Source organism: Acidobacteriota bacterium (assembly GCA_035471785.1).
In the GTDB taxonomy this organism is placed as follows: Bacteria; Acidobacteriota; UBA6911; order RPQK01; family DATIPO01; genus JANQFM01.
Map to the genome: position 1 here is coordinate 42,208 of DATIPQ010000013.1, position 16,464 is coordinate 58,671.

Consider the following 16,464-nt stretch of genomic DNA (forward strand, 5'->3'; position numbering starts at 1 on the left):
CTGGCGAGCGCAAGCGAGACGGCGGCGCCACCCTGGGTTTCAGACGGCAAAGGTCCGAACGCCGAAAGCGTGGAATAACGCAACAAGGTGGCTCGAAACATCTCACGCACTGCACTCGGTGCAACTCCGGGTCCAGTCCACCGATGCAAATATAAGATACTGAAAAAAGATCATTTAGCAACCCCGCCCAGAGCTCTTCCGGGAGCCCTCGATGGGTCAAAGCGCCCAAGGCCCTGGGCCGAGTCGCGCCATTGCACACGATCAGGCCTGCAGTTCGGGGCGGTCGCGGAAGTGGTCCAGGGCTTCGGGGTTGGCCAGGGCGTCGGTATTCTTGACCTCCAGCCCCTGGACCGCCTTGCGCACGGCCAATTCGCTGATCTTGCCGCTGATGGTGCGGGGGATATCGGGAACCTGCACGATCTTCCGGGGGACGTGGTGGGGAGAGGCTTGAGACCGCAGGCGACGGCAAATGCGTTGGCTGAGATCGTCGTCCAGCTCCAACCCCGGACGCAGGCGCAAAAACAGCACCACCCGCACGTCGTCTTCCCAGGGCTGTCCCACCACGATGCTTTCCAACACCTCTTCGAACTGCTCCACTTGGCGGTAAACCTCGGCCGTCCCGATGCGCACGCCTCCCGGATTGAGGGTGGCGTCCGAGCGCCCGTAGACGATCAGCCCGTGGCGCCGCGTGCGCTCCACCCAGTCACCATGCCGCCACACGCCGGGAAAATGCTGGAAATAGGCGTTGCGGTAGCGCGAGCCGTCGGGATCATTCCAGAAGCCCACCGGCATGGAGGGGAAAGCCTGGGTGCAGACCAGCTCTCCCGGCGATTCGGGAGGCAGAGGACGGCCCTCTTCGTCCCACACCTCCACCCGCATTCCCAGCCCCAGGCATTGCAGCTCGCCCCGAAAGACCGGAGCCACCGGGTTGCCCAGGGCAAAGCAGGAAATCAGGTCGGTCCCTCCCGTGATGGAACTCAGGCGCAGGTCGGACTTGACGTCGCGGTAGACGTAGTCGAAGCTCTCGGGACTCAGTACCGAGCCGGTCGAGAGCATCGAATTCAAAGCGCTCAAGTCATGACTGCGGGCCGGACGCAAGCCGGCCTTTTCCGCCAGGGCCAGGTACTTGGCGCTGGTGCCGAAGACGGTCATTCCCTCCTGCTGGGCCAGATCGAAGAGGACGGCCGGATTGGACTTGGGCAGGGGGGCGCCGTCATAGAGCAGCAGCGTCGCTCCCGTAGCCAGTCCGCTGACCAGCCAGTTCCACATCATCCATCCGCAGGTGGTGTAGTAGAAAATACGGTCCTGGGAGCTCAAATCACCATGCAGCACGTGCTCTTTGAGGTGCTGAAGCAAAGTCCCGCCAGCTCCGTGAACCATGCACTTGGGCTTCCCGGTGGTGCCCGACGAGTACATGATGTAAAGGGGATGGTCGAAGCGCAGGGGCTGGAACTCGCCGGAACCCTGCGGGACGCTCTGCAAGAAGTCCTCCCAATGCTGGGCGTCGCGAACCTGGCCCAGTTGCGGACTCGCGCCCACGGCGGGCAGAATGACGGTTCTCTCGATTTCAGGTATGGCTTGGACGATCTGAGCCGTCTTCTCCAGGCAATCGATGGACTTGCCGTCCCACTGGTAGCCGGCGGCCGCAAAGAGCAGTTTGGGCTGGATCTGTCCGAAGCGGTCGAGCACGCCGTTGACGCCGAAGTCGGGAGAGCAGGATGAGAAGAGGGCTCCGATGGAGGCGGCGGCCAGCATCGCGATCACGGTTTCGGGCCGGTTGGGCAGGTAGGCGGCCACCCGGTCGCCCTCCTTGACCCCGGCCTCGACCATGGCCCGCGACAAGCGGGACACCTGGGCCCGCAGTTGAGCATAAGAGGTCTCGCCGACGCGGCCCTGTTCGGTCCAAAAGACCATGGCCGCGCGGTCGTCGCTGCCCTTGGCAAGCAGATTCTCGGCGAAATTCAGTTGAGCTCCGGCGAACCAACGAGCTCCCGGCATCAGTGTGACGTCATCGACCACTTCGTCCCAGGGCCGCCGGGCCACAATCCCGCAGTACTCCCATACGGCGGGCCAGAACTCGCCCGGATGGTCGATCGACCACTGGTAGAGGCTGGGGTAATCGCTCACCTCGGTGAAGCGCTCCCCGACCCTGCGGATGAAGCGGGCCATATGGGCCTTCTCTGCCGCTTGGCTGGAAGGCCTCCACATTTCACGCGCATCGAAATCAGCCATCAGCAGGAGTTTACCAAGGCTGGTCCGCCAGCGTAAGCGCCCTTAGCTTATTCGGCCCGCAGGGCCAGCAGGGGATCGATGCGGGAGGCACGGCGGGCCGGGATGTAGTTGGCCAACAGAGCCACTGCCACCAGCAAGGCCACAGCGCTCAAGAAAGAGAGGGGATCGAGCGGACGGATGCCGTACAGGACGGCGCTCAAGACCTGGCTCAAGAGCCCGGCCAGCACCAGTCCCAGCAGAGCGCCGATCAGCACCATGCCCATGCCCTCGCGCACCACCTGGCGCTGCACGTCCCCGGCTCGCGCTCCCAGAGCCATGCGAGTGCCGATCTCGCGCTTGCGTCCGGAGACCGAGTAGGCGATGACGCCGTAGAGTCCCACCGAAGCCAGAAACAGTGCGAAGACGCCGAATCCGCTCAGGAACACCGCCCCGGCCCGGACTCCGAAGAGAGAGCGGTCGGCCTCCGCGCGCAGGGTGCCGAACTCCAGGAAAACGGCATCGGGATCAAAGGCCAGCACTTCGTCGCGCAGTAGCGGCAGCAGTTCCTTGGCGGGCCCGGCGCTGCGCACCAGGATGGCGCTCGACCCGGCCCGGGTCTGATCGGAGCAGAAGTGAACGACGGGCCGCGGAGACTCGCCCACGGTGCGCATCTTGTAGTCCTGAGAAACGCCCACGATTTCATAGGGCGTGCGCGAATCGGCCGACAGCAAGCGCTGTCCCAAGGCACTGCGGCCGGGCCAGAATCGCTCCGCCATGGCCTTGCTCACCACCAGCACGCGAGGCGACTGAGGAGTGTCCTGAGAGGTGCATGCCCTTCCCTGCAAAAGCTCGACCTGCAAGGTCTCGAAGTAGTTTGGCCCCACCCGGGTGGTGTCGATGTTGTGGGGCTTTTCATCAGGGCTCTGCTCTTCCAGATAAAAGTCGTTCTGGTGGACGTTGAGCGAAAAGGGCGAGGGATTGGCGCGGGCCGCCGATTCCACCCCGGGCAGCCCCGCCAGACGCTCGGTCAGCTCGACGAGTTTGGCGTGCCCCTGCTGAGGCGTATATCCGCGGGTGTCGAGGCTGAAGGACATCATGGCCAAGCGCTGGGCAGGAAAGCCCAGTTCGATGGACTGGGCCTGATTGAAACTGCGGGCCATCAGTCCGGCCCCCACCAGCAGGACGGTGGAAAGCGCCACCTGAGCCATCACCAGCACCTTGCGCATGCCGAAATAAGAGCGGCGGCCCTGCAAGTGGGAGGACTCGGCGTCCTTGAGGGCGGGAATCAGGTTGGCGCGGGTGGACTGCAAGGCCGGAGCCAGCCCGAAAATGACGCCGGTGGCGCAGGATACCGAGAGGGCGAAGAGCAGCACCCTCCAGTCCATCGACAGGTCGACGTCGATGGAGATGGAAATCGGCAGGGGCATGGCCGCCAGAGCCTGCATGCTGAACAGGGCCAGCAGGATTCCCAGACCGCCTCCCGCCCCGGCCAGCAGCAGGCTCTCGGTGAGAAGCTGGCGCACCAGGCGTCCGCGTCCGGCCCCCAGCGCCAGGCGCAGGGCGATCTCGCGGCGGCGGGCCGACACCCTGGCCAGAAACATGTTGGCCACGTTGGCGCAGGCGATGAGCAAGACCAGCCCCACCACCGCCAGGAGAAAATAGGCCACCGGCCCCAGGGCCGAGTCGGCCTCAGGATGCACCCTCACCTCAGAGGTGGGGAAGAGCACCGCCCCGCGTCCCTCGTTGCTGCGCGGGTACTCCAGGGCCAAACGCGACATGACGGTGCTGCACTGGGTTTGGGCCTGTTGCAGGGATGCGCCGGGCGCCAGCCGTCCCACCAGGGTCAGCCATCTGCGTCCGCGGCGTTCGATGATGGTGTCGCCGGGAGAAGGGGCCGAGTCCTGCATCCCCACCGGCTCGATCGTCTCCGCCATCATGACGGGGATCCACAAGGCCGGGGAGATGCCCGCCATCAGTCCCTGAAAGCGCTTTGGAGCCACCCCCACCACCTGAAAGTCCCGGTCGTTGATGGAAACGGTCTGGCCCAGTACGTCCCGGCTGCCGCCGAAACGCTCCTGCCAGAAGGCGTGGCCCAGCACGGCCACCGGACTGGCTCCCTCGGCCACGCATTCATCGGACCTGAAACCGCGTCCCAATCGGAGGTTGAGGCCCATGACTTCGAAGTAGTTGCAGTCGGCGATCTCGCCGATCAGCAGCTCGGTACGCCCCTGCCACTGCAGATTTCCGAACATCAGCGAGTAGGCCGTCATGGAAGAGAACGCCTCCACCTGTGCGCTGAGGTCCCGGTAGTCGGAATAGGAATGAGTGCCGTAGTTGGTTCCGCTGGCGCCAGTGGCGAAGACGGTGGCCAGACGTCCCGGTTGCTCCACGGGCAGCGGACGCAGCAGCACGGCGTTGACGATGTTGAAGACGGCGGTGTTGACACCGATGCCCAAAGCCAGAGTGAGGACGGCGGTGAGGGTGAAGCCCGGACGCTTGGCAAAGGTCCTCAGGGCGAAACGAATATCGGCACTCAGTTCTCGCATGTAAGAAAATCCTTTCGCATGAAAAGGGCTCATCAAGGCGCGCCGCAGCCCGGCGCCCATCTTCCTCAGCGACCGCAAGCCGAAGTGCCAGGCCACCGAGAAGGCCTGACGCCGGTACCAGCGGCGGGCGCGGGAGGGCAAGGTTGCGTGGCGGGAGCGGAATTCCTCCAGCAGATCGCCGTAAATCGACTCGCCTTCCAGGGTGTCGGGCAGTGTCCGGCGCAGGAACCAGGCGCTCAATGAGGGCGGCCCCTTGCGGCCCCTGCCGGTGGGCGGAGGCAGGCTCACCTCGATCCCCTTTCAAATACGTGGTCGAGGCCCCGATAAAGGGCCTCCATGGCCTGGCGAGCATCCTTCAAGGCTTGCAGTCCCGGCCCGGTGACCTGAAAGCGCCGCTTGCGGTAGCCGCTGCGGTCGGCGCCGGGCGAGGCGATGCTCCAGCGCAAGAATCCCTTGCGCTCCAGGCGGTCCAGGGAGGAGTAGAGGGCGCCCCGCGAAACCTCGCGTCCAGCCCGATCTTCCAGCAGCTTGCTGATCCCGGGGCCGAAGGCTTCATCCTCCAACTGCAGCACCGCCAGCAACACCATCTGTTCGAACTCTCCCAAACTGCTCTTGCGCGACATGTTCCGCTTTCTCCCTTGCTCGGTGGCGACGTCTTACCTCTCAAATGTCTACTTTGCAGACATGTTGCGATTGTAGACTCTAGGACGCAGCACCTCAACCGAGGATTAACAAACCCAGGCGAAAAATCTTCCCTTTCGTGATAGAACTAGCGTTATGCAGCGTTCTACCGGGTTCAAGCTGACGGCCTCCGCGGCGGTCTTCGTGCTGGCCGCCGGATTGGTGGCCTTGGGCATTTGGGTGGGCTTTTCCATCAAAAACCGCGAACTGCGCGAGCGCGTGGAGTACGCCACCCAGTCGCGCACCCTGGGCGCCCTCTTCGAGAAAGAGGGGACCGATCCCTTCACCTACGCCTACGACCAGCCCGAAAAGGCCTCCCAGGAGATGAAAGGCTACACCTGGTCGATTCCGGTCGTCCCCACCCCTTTTGTGGGAACGGCTCCCGAGCCGGGACGCCATGACAACTCCATCATCAACCAGCTCCAATTCAGGGACCGGCGACCCCTTCCCGCCCCCAAGCCCGAGGACGAGCTTCGCATCTTCCTGACGGGCGGATCGACCGCCTTCGGCGTAGGAGCGCCCAGCCAGGACTCCATCGTGGGGGCCTACCTGGAGGACATCCTCAACCGATCGGCCCCAGGCGGTCAAGAGTACCGCGTCTATACCTTCGCTTCGCCTTCCTGGTCGAGCACTCATGAGCGCATCGCCATCGAGAACCGCCTCTCGGAATGGAGTCCCGACCTGATCGTTTCGCTTTCCGGCAACAACGACGTCTATTGGGCCCTCTCAGGCCGCAATATCCTGTGGTCGCGAACCCATCAGGAGCAATACTTCTGGCTCATGCTGCGGGCCCTGCACCGAGCCTACGACAGTTGGCACCTGAGCGACGTGGAGGAGCGGCAGGAGGGCCCGGTGAGTCCTTCCCTGGTGGTGGAGCGCCTGGAGAAGAACGTCCGGCTGGCCGAGATGGCCGCCCGCATGGGCCGAGGACGCTATCTCTTCGTGCTCCAGCCCACCGTCTACTGGACCAAGAAGCCCCTGACGCCCCGCGAAGCTCACTGGCGCAAGGAGGATCTCGCCGCCTACTACGAAGAGGTGGGACCGGCCCTCGAGGACCTGCTCCAGCGACTGAAAAGGGAAGGGCTGCTGACGGCTTCCGCCGCGGACGCCTTCGACTCCCGGCCGGAGACCGAGGAGGTGTTCCTCGACTCGGTCCATTTCGGGGACCGCGGCAACCGGCTCATCGCCCAGCGCCTGGCCCCCGAAGTGCTGAAAGCGCTGGAGGCCCCAGTCCGCTAGCGAGTGCCGGAGGAAGAGCCGGCCGCTTGGCCGGTCAGTTCGCGCAAGGCCGGATCGAGCCTCTCCTGGACGGCGATCAGACCGGTCATGAAAGCCCTTACGGTGCCCTCGCGATCGAGCAGCACGGTGGCGGGCAGGCCGCGCACCTGGTAGGCGGGGCCGACGCGGATGTCTTCGTCCATCAGCACGTCGGCCTTCAGGCCCGTATCCTCGAGGTAGTCGCGGATGGTCTGGGCGTCCTCGCCCCAATTGACGCTGTAGAGCACCACGCCCTGTGAGCCGTACTTGGCCGCGGTCTCCTCCAGCAGGGGCATGACGCGGCGGCAAGGACTGCACCAGGTGGCCCAGAAGTCGAGAATGACGATGTCTTTGCCGAAGTGCTGGGACAGGGTGACCGTACCGCCTTCCAGGCGGGGAAGGGTGAAGTCGGGCGCCTGTTTGCCGTAGAGCGCATAGGACTGGGATTGCAGTCGACCGGCTTGCGATTCCTCGGCGGGGGATTCGTCCGCCGAAGCCGGGTCGCCGGACGGCGAGGCACACGACGCCGCCAGCAGTGCCAGAAGGGCGGCGAAAAACGTCTTGGCGAGGGGGCGGAACATCCTACGATTCTAGATGAAAGCGGGAGAGATAATCCAGTCCGATGCAGATAGAAAGGCGCACGGGCATGGTCAGCAGGAAGACGGCCACGATGACCAGCAAGAAGAAAATCCGGTAAAGATAGGGCTCGGGGGTGAATCCCAAATAGAGGATGATCATGGGGCCGGCTACGAAGATACGGTCGCCGATGACCCAGAATCCCCAGGTGTCTCCAGGTGCGGGCTGAAAACGCAGCCCGCACTCGCCGCACTCCTCGTGGGGGGTAAACCAACGTTTGAAGATGTGTCCGCGTCCACAACGCGGACAGCGCTTGGCCCATCCCCTGCGCAGCACTTTCCTCAACGGCGGAGCCTTGATTTCGGCGATGCCCATTATCTTAGTATTCTAATACTTTAGGCCGTGTGCAAGTGTATCTGGTTAACACGGAGTTTACGCCTCGGTTCCTTCAGGAAACGCTGTCGCGGCTTTCTTGCTGATAGCGAAGGGGCAGGCGGTATTGGCTGTCGACCTCTTTGTCTTCGGGTACTACGGGGATTTCGATGCGGAAGATGCTTCCCTTGCCTTCTTGGCTCTCGACCGAGACCTTTCCTCCCAGGGAGAGGCAGACGTGCTTGACGATGGCCAGTCCCAGGCCGGTGCCTCCCATCTCCCGCGAGCGGGCTTTGTCGACGCGGTAGAAACGCTCGAAGATGCGTTCTTGTTCGCGCGGCTCGATGCCGATGCCGTTGTCTTCCACTTCGACCACGGCGAATTCGCTGCCGCTGTAGACGCGCACCCGGACGCGTCCCCCGCGGGGCGTGTACTTGATGGCGTTGTCGAGCAGGTTGGTCACGGCTTGCTGGAGGGCGTCCATGTCGCCGCGAACCCTGATGGGCACTTCGGGCAGGAGTTCCTCGATTTGGATCCTCTTCTCCTCGGCCACCGACATCAGGTCGGGGACGGAGTCGAGAACCGGCTCACGCAGGTCGAGAATGGTCTTGCGCAGTCCGTGCTCCTCGCTCTGAAGGCGGGAAAGGCTGATCAGGTCGGTGACCAGGTTGGAGAGGCGCTGAGACTGCTTGCGGATCTTCTTGAGGAACTTCTTGCGCGTCTTTGCGCCCATCTCCTTGTCGTCGAGAATGGTCTCGACGATGCCGCGGATGACCGTAATGGGCGTTTTCAGTTCGTGGGAAACGTTGGCCACGAAGTCGCGGCGTATCACTTCCAGCCGGCGCAGTTCGGTGACGTCGTGAAGGACCAGCACGGCTCCGTCCAGATCTCCCGCCTGAGAGCGCAGGGGACGCGCCTGAATCTGCAACTGGTTGTCGGTCCCGGCCAGCAGCCGTACCTCGCTGTGAACCTCCTGGCCGGTTTCCAGCGCTTCCGAGAGCACTTGGCGCACCTCTTTGATGGGAATGGCTTCGGTGGCTATTGGATGGGACTGGTGGACGTCCTCCATCTGCAGCATGCGGTGGGCGGCGGCGTTCATGTGCACGATGCGCCCCTGGGAATCGACGGCGATGACGCCCTCCACCATGCTGCCCAAGATGGCCAGCAGTTCGTGACGGTCCTTGTTGATGGTGACCACTCGGTCTTGCAGTTCGTCGGCCATGGTGTTGAAGGCTTTGGCCAACTGCCCGAGTTCGTCGGACGAGATCTTGTCGACACGCTTGGCATAGTCGCCGGAAGCGATGCTCTCCACACCCTGGATCAGTCCGCCCAGCGGCTGGGTGACCCTGCGGGCGAAGAAATAGCCCACCACCAGCGCCACGCTGACCGCGATCACCAGCCCCAGCACGATGATGGTCCGCAGGTGGGCCAGGCGCTCATCGATGGCCGTGAGGGGAAGCGAGGCCCGCACGTAGCCCACCAGCCGGTCGGAATCCTTGACCGGTATGGCCACGTACATCATGTTCTTTTTGACCGTGCGGCTGAAGCGGCTGGAGAGTCCGAAGCCTTCATCCCGCGCCTGCAGGATTTCAGGACGCGTGGAGTGATCGTTCATGCTCTTCGGGTTTTCGTCGGTGTCGGCCAGCACCAGCCCGTCGCTGCGGATGACGGTGAGGCGAGGTTTGAGGTCGTCTCCCAGGGCGTGGATGCGGTCCTGCAAGGCGGGGTCCCGGCCCTGGATCAGGGCCGGCAGCGCCACCTCGCGCAGCAGGTAGACGGCTTCCCGCAGCCCGCTGCGGGTTTCCTCGATGGAATCTCTCTGAATCTGGCGTCCTACCAGCACGCCCACCACTCCGGCGGTGAGCAGGATCAGCACTACGTAGCTGGCGTAAAGCTTCCAGATGAAGCGCGATCTCTTCAAGCGACGGCTCCCTTGAGGTCGCGGAAGCGGTATCCCACGCCCCGGATGGTCTCGATGACGTCGCGCTTTTCATCCAGCTTCTTACGGATGGAGCGGACGTGGACATCGATGTTTCGGTCATGCACGAAGGCGTCTTCGCCGATGACCCGGTTGAGCAACTGGTCGCGCTTGAAGACGCGTCCGGGGTGAGCGGCCAGAAAGTGCAGCAGCCGGAATTCGGTGGCGGTGAAGGTGACCAGGCGTCCGCCCACCGTCACCTCGTGACGGGCGGCGTCGATGACGATGTCTCCCCGCACGATGCGCTCGCCTTCGCCCAGTTCTTCCTTGAGCGGCCCTCGCCGCAGCACGGCCCGCACCCGCGCCATCAGCTCCTTGGGACTGAAAGGCTTGGTGACGTAGTCGTCCGCCCCCACTCCCAATCCCAGCACCACTTCGCTTTCTTCTCCCTTGGCCGTGACCATGATGACGGGGATGGATCGGGTGAGGGGATCGGACTTGAGGCGCTTGCAGACTTCGATGCCGTCGCGTCCGGGCAGCATCAGGTCGAGCAGCACCACGTCGGGATTCTCCCGCCTCGCCACCTCGAGTCCTTCTTCCCCGTTGGTGGAGGTGAGGACCGAGTAGCCCTCGCGCTTCAGGTTGTACTGGATCATTTCCAGAATGTCATTCTCGTCTTCAATAACGACGACCTTCTCACGTTGCAAGACGACCCTCCTGTCGAAGTTTATCAAGACCGCAGTCTAGCCGCCGATTATGAAGATCGTGTTAAATCTTCACCCTCCAGTTCCACCTCTTGTGGGAGGCGAGGTCCGACACGCCAAAAATCGAGCGGCCATCGACCTCAACGACTTCCAATCCAGGGCACTGGCCGAACGAGGAGATGTGAGTTATAGTTCGTCTCACGCTGAACGCGGTTGCCCTGCCCACTTACATTCTTTTGTCCAGGGAGGCGGAAAAGCTTTGCTCATCGATCCGAGCTACCACTTCGACGACCTCTACGTCATTTCCGACCTGCACCTGGGAGGTGAGGAGGGCTTCCAGATATTCAACCAAGGGGACTTGCTGGCCGACTTCATCGACCATCTGCGGCAACTGCCGGGTGACAGGCGCGTCTGCCTGGTCATCAACGGAGACTTGGTGGACTTCTTAGCCGAGCCGGATCCTCGCCATTTCGATCCAACAGGAGCGGCGGGGAAGCTGGATCGCATTCTTGCAGATCCTTCTTTTGACATGATCCTGCCCTCCCTTCAAAGATTCCTCCTGACTTCCCGGCGCCACTTGGCAGTCACCCTCGGAAACCATGATCTGGAATTGGCTCTTCCCTGGGTGCGTGAGCGCCTGATCGAGCGGATCAGCGACGGAGACGCGACGGCTCGCAGTCGGCTTTACACCGTCTTTGACGGAACAGGCTTCCAGGCCAAGGTGGGAGGATTGAGCGTCCTTTGCACCCACGGCAATGAAACCGACATCCTCAATGTCAACGACTACGAGCGGCTGCGCAGGATCGCGTGCCAAATGGCCTTTGGCCAAAGCCCCGAAGCCTGGATCCCCAACGCCGGCACCCAGTTGGTCATCGACGTCATGAGTGAGATCAAGAAACGGTATCGGTTCGTAGATCTCCTCAAGCCGGAGCTAACCGCCGCAGTCCCGGTTTTGCTGGCGCTCCGACCGGAGTACGTGACCGAGATCGGCAAGCTCATTCCTTTCGGCCGCCGCGTCGTCACCGACTGGGTGCGCCGCAGAATCCGCCTTCTGGGAGAGGATGACGCGGAAAGCGAGAGCTCGCTCGAAGAAGAAATCGAGGTCAGACCTCTGCAGGAGATTCTTGGCGACGCCTTCGGCAAGGAGACGGTGGAGGAACTGGACGAAGACTATCTCAAATGGGTGGAGGACCAACTTGAGGCGGGAACGGATCCCGAGAGCCTGGCCAAGGACGGGGAGCGAGCCCTGCTGGGTCGGCAGCTGAGGTTCTCTGACGCCTGGAAGAAACTCGATATCCGCGAACGGCTGAGAAGGGCTCTGCTCTATCTGCAAAAAGAGCAGGATTTCTCACTCAAACACCAAGATCCCATGTTCAAGCGGATGGATAGGCTTGTGGGCAAGAGCGTCGACGTCGTTATCACCGGACATACTCACAAGCCGCGGTCGATCCCCCGTTCGGGGGGCCACTATTTCAATAGCGGAAGCTGGATCCAGCGGATCCGGTCCGGTTCGCTTGCACTTGATGACAAGGAGGCCTTCAATGAGGTTTATGGGGATCTCTCGGAGGGCTCGCAGAGCCGCTTGACCCGGTACGTCGAGCAGGAGCCGGTGGTGGTCTCGATCTGCCGCGCGGAGGGTGCAGTCAAGGGAGCGATCCAGCGGGTTGGCCGGTTCCCATCAGGCCTCCTGGAACCGGTGCCCGACAGTGAAATGTGAGCAGGTAAAAACTGAGTATGCCCCGTATGAATATCCGCACACTTACCTTGGAGCTGCTTCGGCATGGTCCCGCCCACAATCAACTGCTGTCTCCCCTCACCCGCTACTTGGCGTTGATCGGAGATCACTCTCCGGAGACCATTCACCTGCCTTTCGAGCATCGGCAGTTCTTGGCGCGGCTTCGGGCCTTTCGCGGACAAGACAGTGGCCAAACCCAAGATTTGCAGGTTGAGGACACAGCCGACATGATGGGTGATCTCCTGGGTGGTATCCCTGGCTTGATTGCGGAATTGGCAAGTGGAGGGAACGATCCGCACAATCCGCATCTTCACCTTGAAATGGTGCTTTCATCCTCTGAATTGGCGCTGCTGCCCTTCGAGTTGTCCACGTCGCCCAAAGCCTGCCCCAGCGAAGGCCAGCCGCTGAGTCTCCATCCCCAGTTGACGATAACGAGAAGAGTTCGCAGGCTGGGGGGCAGCCACATTCGCTGGCCAGAGCAACCCAAGATTTTGTTCGCGGCCGCCGATCCCGACTCCCCGATTCCGCGCCAGGCCCATCTGCTCGCCCTCCATCGGGTCATCGCCCCCTGGGTAAGACCCTATGACCGCAGCGACCCGAAGGATCGGGCCGACGCATTCCAGCAGCATATTACCTACCTGCGTCGGGCCAGCATTCGGGATATCAGGAGGGCATGCGAGCGGGAGCGGCAGGAAACCGGAAAACCCTTCACTCACGTGCACATTTTGGCTCATGGGGTCAAGCTGCCCAAAGATGAGGTGCGCTACGGTCTGGTGCTTCACAAGGTGGACGATGCCGATAGGCCCGACACGGTCGACGGAACACGTCTGGCTTGTGCGCTCGGCGACAGTCATCGCGGCCTTCCCGAAATGAGCCCGACTGTCGTTACCATCGCAAGTTGCGACGCCGCTCAACAGGGCTCGGTTGTAGGCGCCGGATCGAGTGTGGCGCACGTACTTCATGAAGCAGGAATTCCCTTGGTCGTCGCCTGCCAGTTCCCTCTTTCCTTTCCCGCCTCCATCATCCTCGTCGTCGAGTTCTACAGCCAATTGCTGTGGGGAAGCGATCCGAGATGCGTGCTGACCAACGTCCGACAGACCCTCAAGGCCCGGTTGGGGAATGACCTCGATTGGGCCAGCCTGGTAGCCTACGCCAGCTTTCCCCAGGACCTGGATGAGCAGATGGAGGGCATCCGGGCCGCTCGCGCCGACAACGCAGTCAAGGCAGCTCTCGAGCACGCAGAAAGAGCGCTTGAGGAGGATTCCAGTAACCGCCTCGACAACCAGAAGGAACCCGACACAGGGAAAGGAGCCCAAGAAGACTCACCTCTGGCGCGGTCACGATCCAGGCTGAGGAAAGCCAAAGGACGCCTGGAGAAGGTGGCCCGCGATGCGGAGTCGTGGGGGCTGCTGGCAAGTTCCCACAAGCAGGAAGCGCAGATCGTTTACCGTCAAGGCGATGGGCCTGCTTGCCTTGACCTTCTCAATACAGCGCTTCGAACCTACGAGAAAGCGTGGGAGATGGAGAGGACCAATCACTGGGTGGCAACGCAATACTTGTCGATGGCTTCAATCCTGAACCATCAAGAAAGGAACTTGGTGAGGATGTGGAGATTTGCCGCCATCTTGGCTGAATTCGAGATCGAACGCGACGATAGGAAGGCTCGGGCCTGGGCTCACGGCAGCTTGGCGGAACTCTGGATGATTGTTCCCTTGCTGCCCGATGCCGAAAACGAGCTCAGCCACGAGAGAGCCCGGAGTCGAGCCGAAGCTGTAAGGCACATTGAGAAGATGGTTGCGCTGATGGGGCTTGAGTCGTTTCATGTCTTCAGCACCCGCCGACAGTTCCGGCGCTACCTCGAATGGTTCATCCCCATGACCGGGTCCCGCCTGGACCCGCTGGGCGAAGTCGCAGAAGCGATCATGGAAAGGTTGACCCCTCCGCAGCCTCCGGCGGACCGATAGTTTAGCTTTAGCTTAGCGCAACAAGCTGTCAACCGAATATGTTCATCCAGCCTGGAGAACCCTGGTCAGGCACATGAGAATTCGCTAGTGCTGTCGGTCCTTGATTCTGAGCCAGCGCCCTCCCGTTTCTTGATCCCTGCAAGGGACAGAGTCGCCGGCTCCGGGGCAAGCGAGACGGCGGCGCCACCCTGGGTTCAATACAGCCAAGCCAAGGTCTGTACGCTGTAAGCGTGGAATAACGCAGCAGCGTAGCTCAAAACTTTACGTCTTGCATTAGTCGTTGTGAGTTTCTTGAAGAAAAACTCCTCGATCGAGCATGGCCCGCAACTGAGCAGAACAACATCTGACAAATCCTTGCCTCGTAACAACCTTCAGATGTAGACTGACTCCGCCGTTCGGTCTGGATGTAACGCTCCGACTGTGTATGTCAGTACGATCTCGCCGAGCGAGATGATAACCTAAATTTGATTTAACAGGGTGTGCATTCTCAGTGCAGACCCAGGGCCAGGAGGCGCAGAGAAAGTGCCTGGACGACGCCTGTTCATTGCAATGCCATTTGGCACTCGAGAAGGCACCCTGGACTTCACGCAACCCGAGAAACGCGTCGAAATTGATTTCAACAGTGTCTGGAACGGCGTATTGCGTCCCGCAATATCTGGGGAATTCGACGCTCGACGCGCTAAAGAATTCCGACAGCCTGGAATCGTTGACCTCTCCTACATCGAATGGCTCTATGATGCTGATGTCGTATTGGCAGATCTTACGTTTGGCAATGCGAATGTTTATTATGAACTTGGTATAAGACAAGCCTTATCGATGCAAGGGGCTGTACTTGTAGCTTGCAAGGGTACGCGTCTTCCCTTTGATGTACGAAACCAACGCGTTATTTACTATGACTATTCCCACGCCCCCTCGCTTCCTGAATTTCATGAGTCTCTGCGATGCTCCATCCAAGCTGCTGCGGAGGATCAGACGGCGAGCCCAGTACATGTGTTCCTCCCAGGCCTTAGGATCAGCAGAACGGATTCCTTGGAGAGTATGGATACTGTATTGACGGAGCTTCGAGACCGCCTTAGTCAGCTCCAGTCGAATCTAGATAGCACTGTATCGAGCCAAGAAGAAAGACGTTTTCTCAACCAATTATCTGATGCCACGGACAAATCCAACCTGATTCGGCTCTTCCGAAAAATTCAGAATCTACAAGAACCATCCATCGAGCTTCTTGAGCAACTTGGCAAGCGCCTTAGGAAATACGGCCTCATTGACGAAGCGATCAGGGTCTTCGAGCGAGGCATGAGAGTTGCCCCAAAGGATGGCGAGCTGCTTCGTGAAATCGGCTTCTGCTACCGAAAAAAAGGGCCCGCGTTCTTTGACCAAGCCGAGCGCTACTGGAAGGCTGCTCTCGAGGTCGATGATGAGGATGTCGAGCTTCTGGGAATGACGGGCGGTTTACTCAAACGCCGAGGGCGGCTGAGGGAGGCCCTGAACAACTATGAGCGTGCACACGAACTCGATCCAACAAATCTGTACCCACTCGTGAATCTCGGAGCGATTGCTACAGCGCTCGATGACCTCGATTCAGCTAGGAAATGGTATCGCCAACTTCGAGATGTATGCCTAACCGTCGTGGATGCGGGAGAGGATGACTATTGGACTCATCTGTGCCTTGGTGAGGCTTCAATGGTCTTACAAAAGGAAGACTCGGCCATGACCTCTTACGAGAAGGCAGCCGCGATGGGTGCGCCTCCTGAGGATTTTGCATCCGCGATGGAGCAACTTGAGTTCCTAATGGAGCATGGTCTCTCCCGCAGACTTGGAGATCGGGTGATTGAGCGTTTCGGCAGATCTGGCCAATCAGTGAAATAGGGGATAGCGTTTCTTGAGAGCCACTCGCGTCGGCGGCGTTGGCATGTCCCAGCCAGCCATGTGGCCGAAGTGGATTCCCCGCTCGGGCGGGGCAATAGCGGTGGCCCTGTCTTCGACACAAAACGACCGGAGAAATGGAATCGCTCAGAGCTATGTTTCGGTCCCCTTGGCGGACGGTATCACGACCAGCTATTCAAGGGCGGTCCAAGTCTCGCACCTTTCCGACTTTGTTGGCGGCTTACCGTCCGCCAAGCGGGGAATCTAGAGAGACCCAGTTCCGGGCGAAGCTCCCGGTACAGCACCTTTCTCGACAGTCCGGGCCGTAGCTTCATGGACGGTGAGATCAAGAAACTCCCAGTAGTCCAGAGGATCATCGCGCCAATTCTCCTTTCCGGACTCATCCCTTGCTGTTTGAGCCTATAGGCCAGCTCCCGATGCCGGGGCGGATGTCGTTCGTCTTTCGGGGGCCCGCCTCAGCCGGCGAGGCCGAGCAGCTTGCCCGAGCGGAGGTGGAGAGCCTGGAACCCAACCTGGCTGTCTTCGGGGCGGGAGCGCTTGATGCTCGATTAGCCGGCTCCTTCTCGGACCGGCGCCGGCTGGCAATAGGCTCCGGTCGTCTGCGCATCGCTTTCTT

At 61.3% G+C, this 16,464-nt stretch carries 12 protein-coding genes; 5 read left to right on the forward strand and 7 right to left on the reverse strand.

What is annotated here, in order from left to right; all coding sequences use genetic code 11:
• Positions 1 to 261: 261 nt before the first annotated feature.
• From VLU25_01995 to VLU25_02005, 3 genes are read right to left on the reverse strand one after another with little or no spacing between them, the layout of a single operon-like run.
• Positions 262 to 2,232 carry an acetoacetate--CoA ligase gene (locus tag VLU25_01995; protein HSR66685.1) on the reverse strand — a complete coding sequence of 657 codons (1,971 nt, stop codon included), beginning with the start codon at positions 2,230 to 2,232 and terminating at the stop codon, positions 262 to 264.
• A 47-nt stretch (positions 2,233 to 2,279) separates the two neighbouring features.
• On the reverse strand, positions 2,280 to 5,045 hold the full coding sequence (locus VLU25_02000; protein HSR66686.1) for an ABC transporter permease: 2,766 nt from the start codon (positions 5,043 to 5,045) through the stop codon (positions 2,280 to 2,282).
• Positions 5,042 to 5,380 (reverse strand): PadR family transcriptional regulator, encoded by a 339-nt coding sequence (locus tag VLU25_02005; protein ID HSR66687.1) that lies wholly within the window; start codon positions 5,378 to 5,380, stop codon positions 5,042 to 5,044. Before VLU25_02005 ends, VLU25_02000 begins: the two co-directional genes overlap by 4 nt.
• A gap of 154 nt (positions 5,381 to 5,534) precedes the next feature.
• On the opposite strand from VLU25_02005, the gene VLU25_02010 reads away from it, so the two are divergent.
• Positions 5,535 to 6,677, forward strand: a complete 1,143-nt coding sequence (locus VLU25_02010) for a hypothetical protein (protein HSR66688.1) — start codon at positions 5,535 to 5,537, stop codon at positions 6,675 to 6,677.
• Here VLU25_02010 and VLU25_02015 read toward each other — a convergent pair.
• The 4 genes from VLU25_02015 to VLU25_02030 all read right to left on the reverse strand — a co-directional run bounded on the left by VLU25_02015 (position 6,674) and on the right by VLU25_02030 (position 10,268).
• Positions 6,674 to 7,276 carry a TlpA disulfide reductase family protein gene (locus VLU25_02015; protein ID HSR66689.1) on the reverse strand — a complete coding sequence of 201 codons (603 nt, stop codon included), beginning with the start codon at positions 7,274 to 7,276 and terminating at the stop codon, positions 6,674 to 6,676. The two genes, VLU25_02010 and VLU25_02015, sit on opposite strands and share 4 nt — an antisense overlap.
• 1 nt (position 7,277) lies before the next feature.
• A complete protein-coding gene (locus VLU25_02020; protein HSR66690.1) occupies positions 7,278 to 7,646 on the reverse strand; it encodes a DUF983 domain-containing protein in 369 nt (122 codons plus the stop codon).
• Positions 7,647 to 7,719: 73 nt separating this feature from the next.
• On the reverse strand, positions 7,720 to 9,564 hold the full coding sequence (locus VLU25_02025; protein ID HSR66691.1) for an ATP-binding protein: 1,845 nt from the start codon (positions 9,562 to 9,564) through the stop codon (positions 7,720 to 7,722).
• Positions 9,561 to 10,268 carry a response regulator gene (locus VLU25_02030; protein HSR66692.1) on the reverse strand — a complete coding sequence of 236 codons (708 nt, stop codon included), beginning with the start codon at positions 10,266 to 10,268 and terminating at the stop codon, positions 9,561 to 9,563. Before VLU25_02030 ends, VLU25_02025 begins: the two co-directional genes overlap by 4 nt.
• 256 nt (positions 10,269 to 10,524) lie before the next feature.
• On the opposite strand from VLU25_02030, the gene VLU25_02035 reads away from it, so the two are divergent.
• The 4 genes from VLU25_02035 to VLU25_02050 form a co-directional block, all read left to right on the forward strand.
• Positions 10,525 to 11,982, forward strand: coding sequence for a metallophosphoesterase (locus VLU25_02035; GenBank protein ID HSR66693.1), 1,458 nt, complete (start codon positions 10,525 to 10,527; stop codon positions 11,980 to 11,982).
• A gap of 248 nt (positions 11,983 to 12,230) precedes the next feature.
• Complete coding sequence (locus tag VLU25_02040) at positions 12,231 to 13,964, forward strand: CHAT domain-containing protein (GenBank protein HSR66694.1); 1,734 nt, start codon at positions 12,231 to 12,233, stop codon at positions 13,962 to 13,964.
• Between the two features lie 522 nt (positions 13,965 to 14,486).
• Entirely contained in the window at positions 14,487 to 15,830 is a 1,344-nt protein-coding gene (locus tag VLU25_02045) for a tetratricopeptide repeat-containing protein (GenBank protein HSR66695.1), read from the forward strand.
• A 446-nt stretch (positions 15,831 to 16,276) separates the two neighbouring features.
• Positions 16,277 to 16,464: hypothetical protein (locus tag VLU25_02050; protein ID HSR66696.1), on the forward strand; the 188-nt coding region annotated here is incomplete at its 3' end.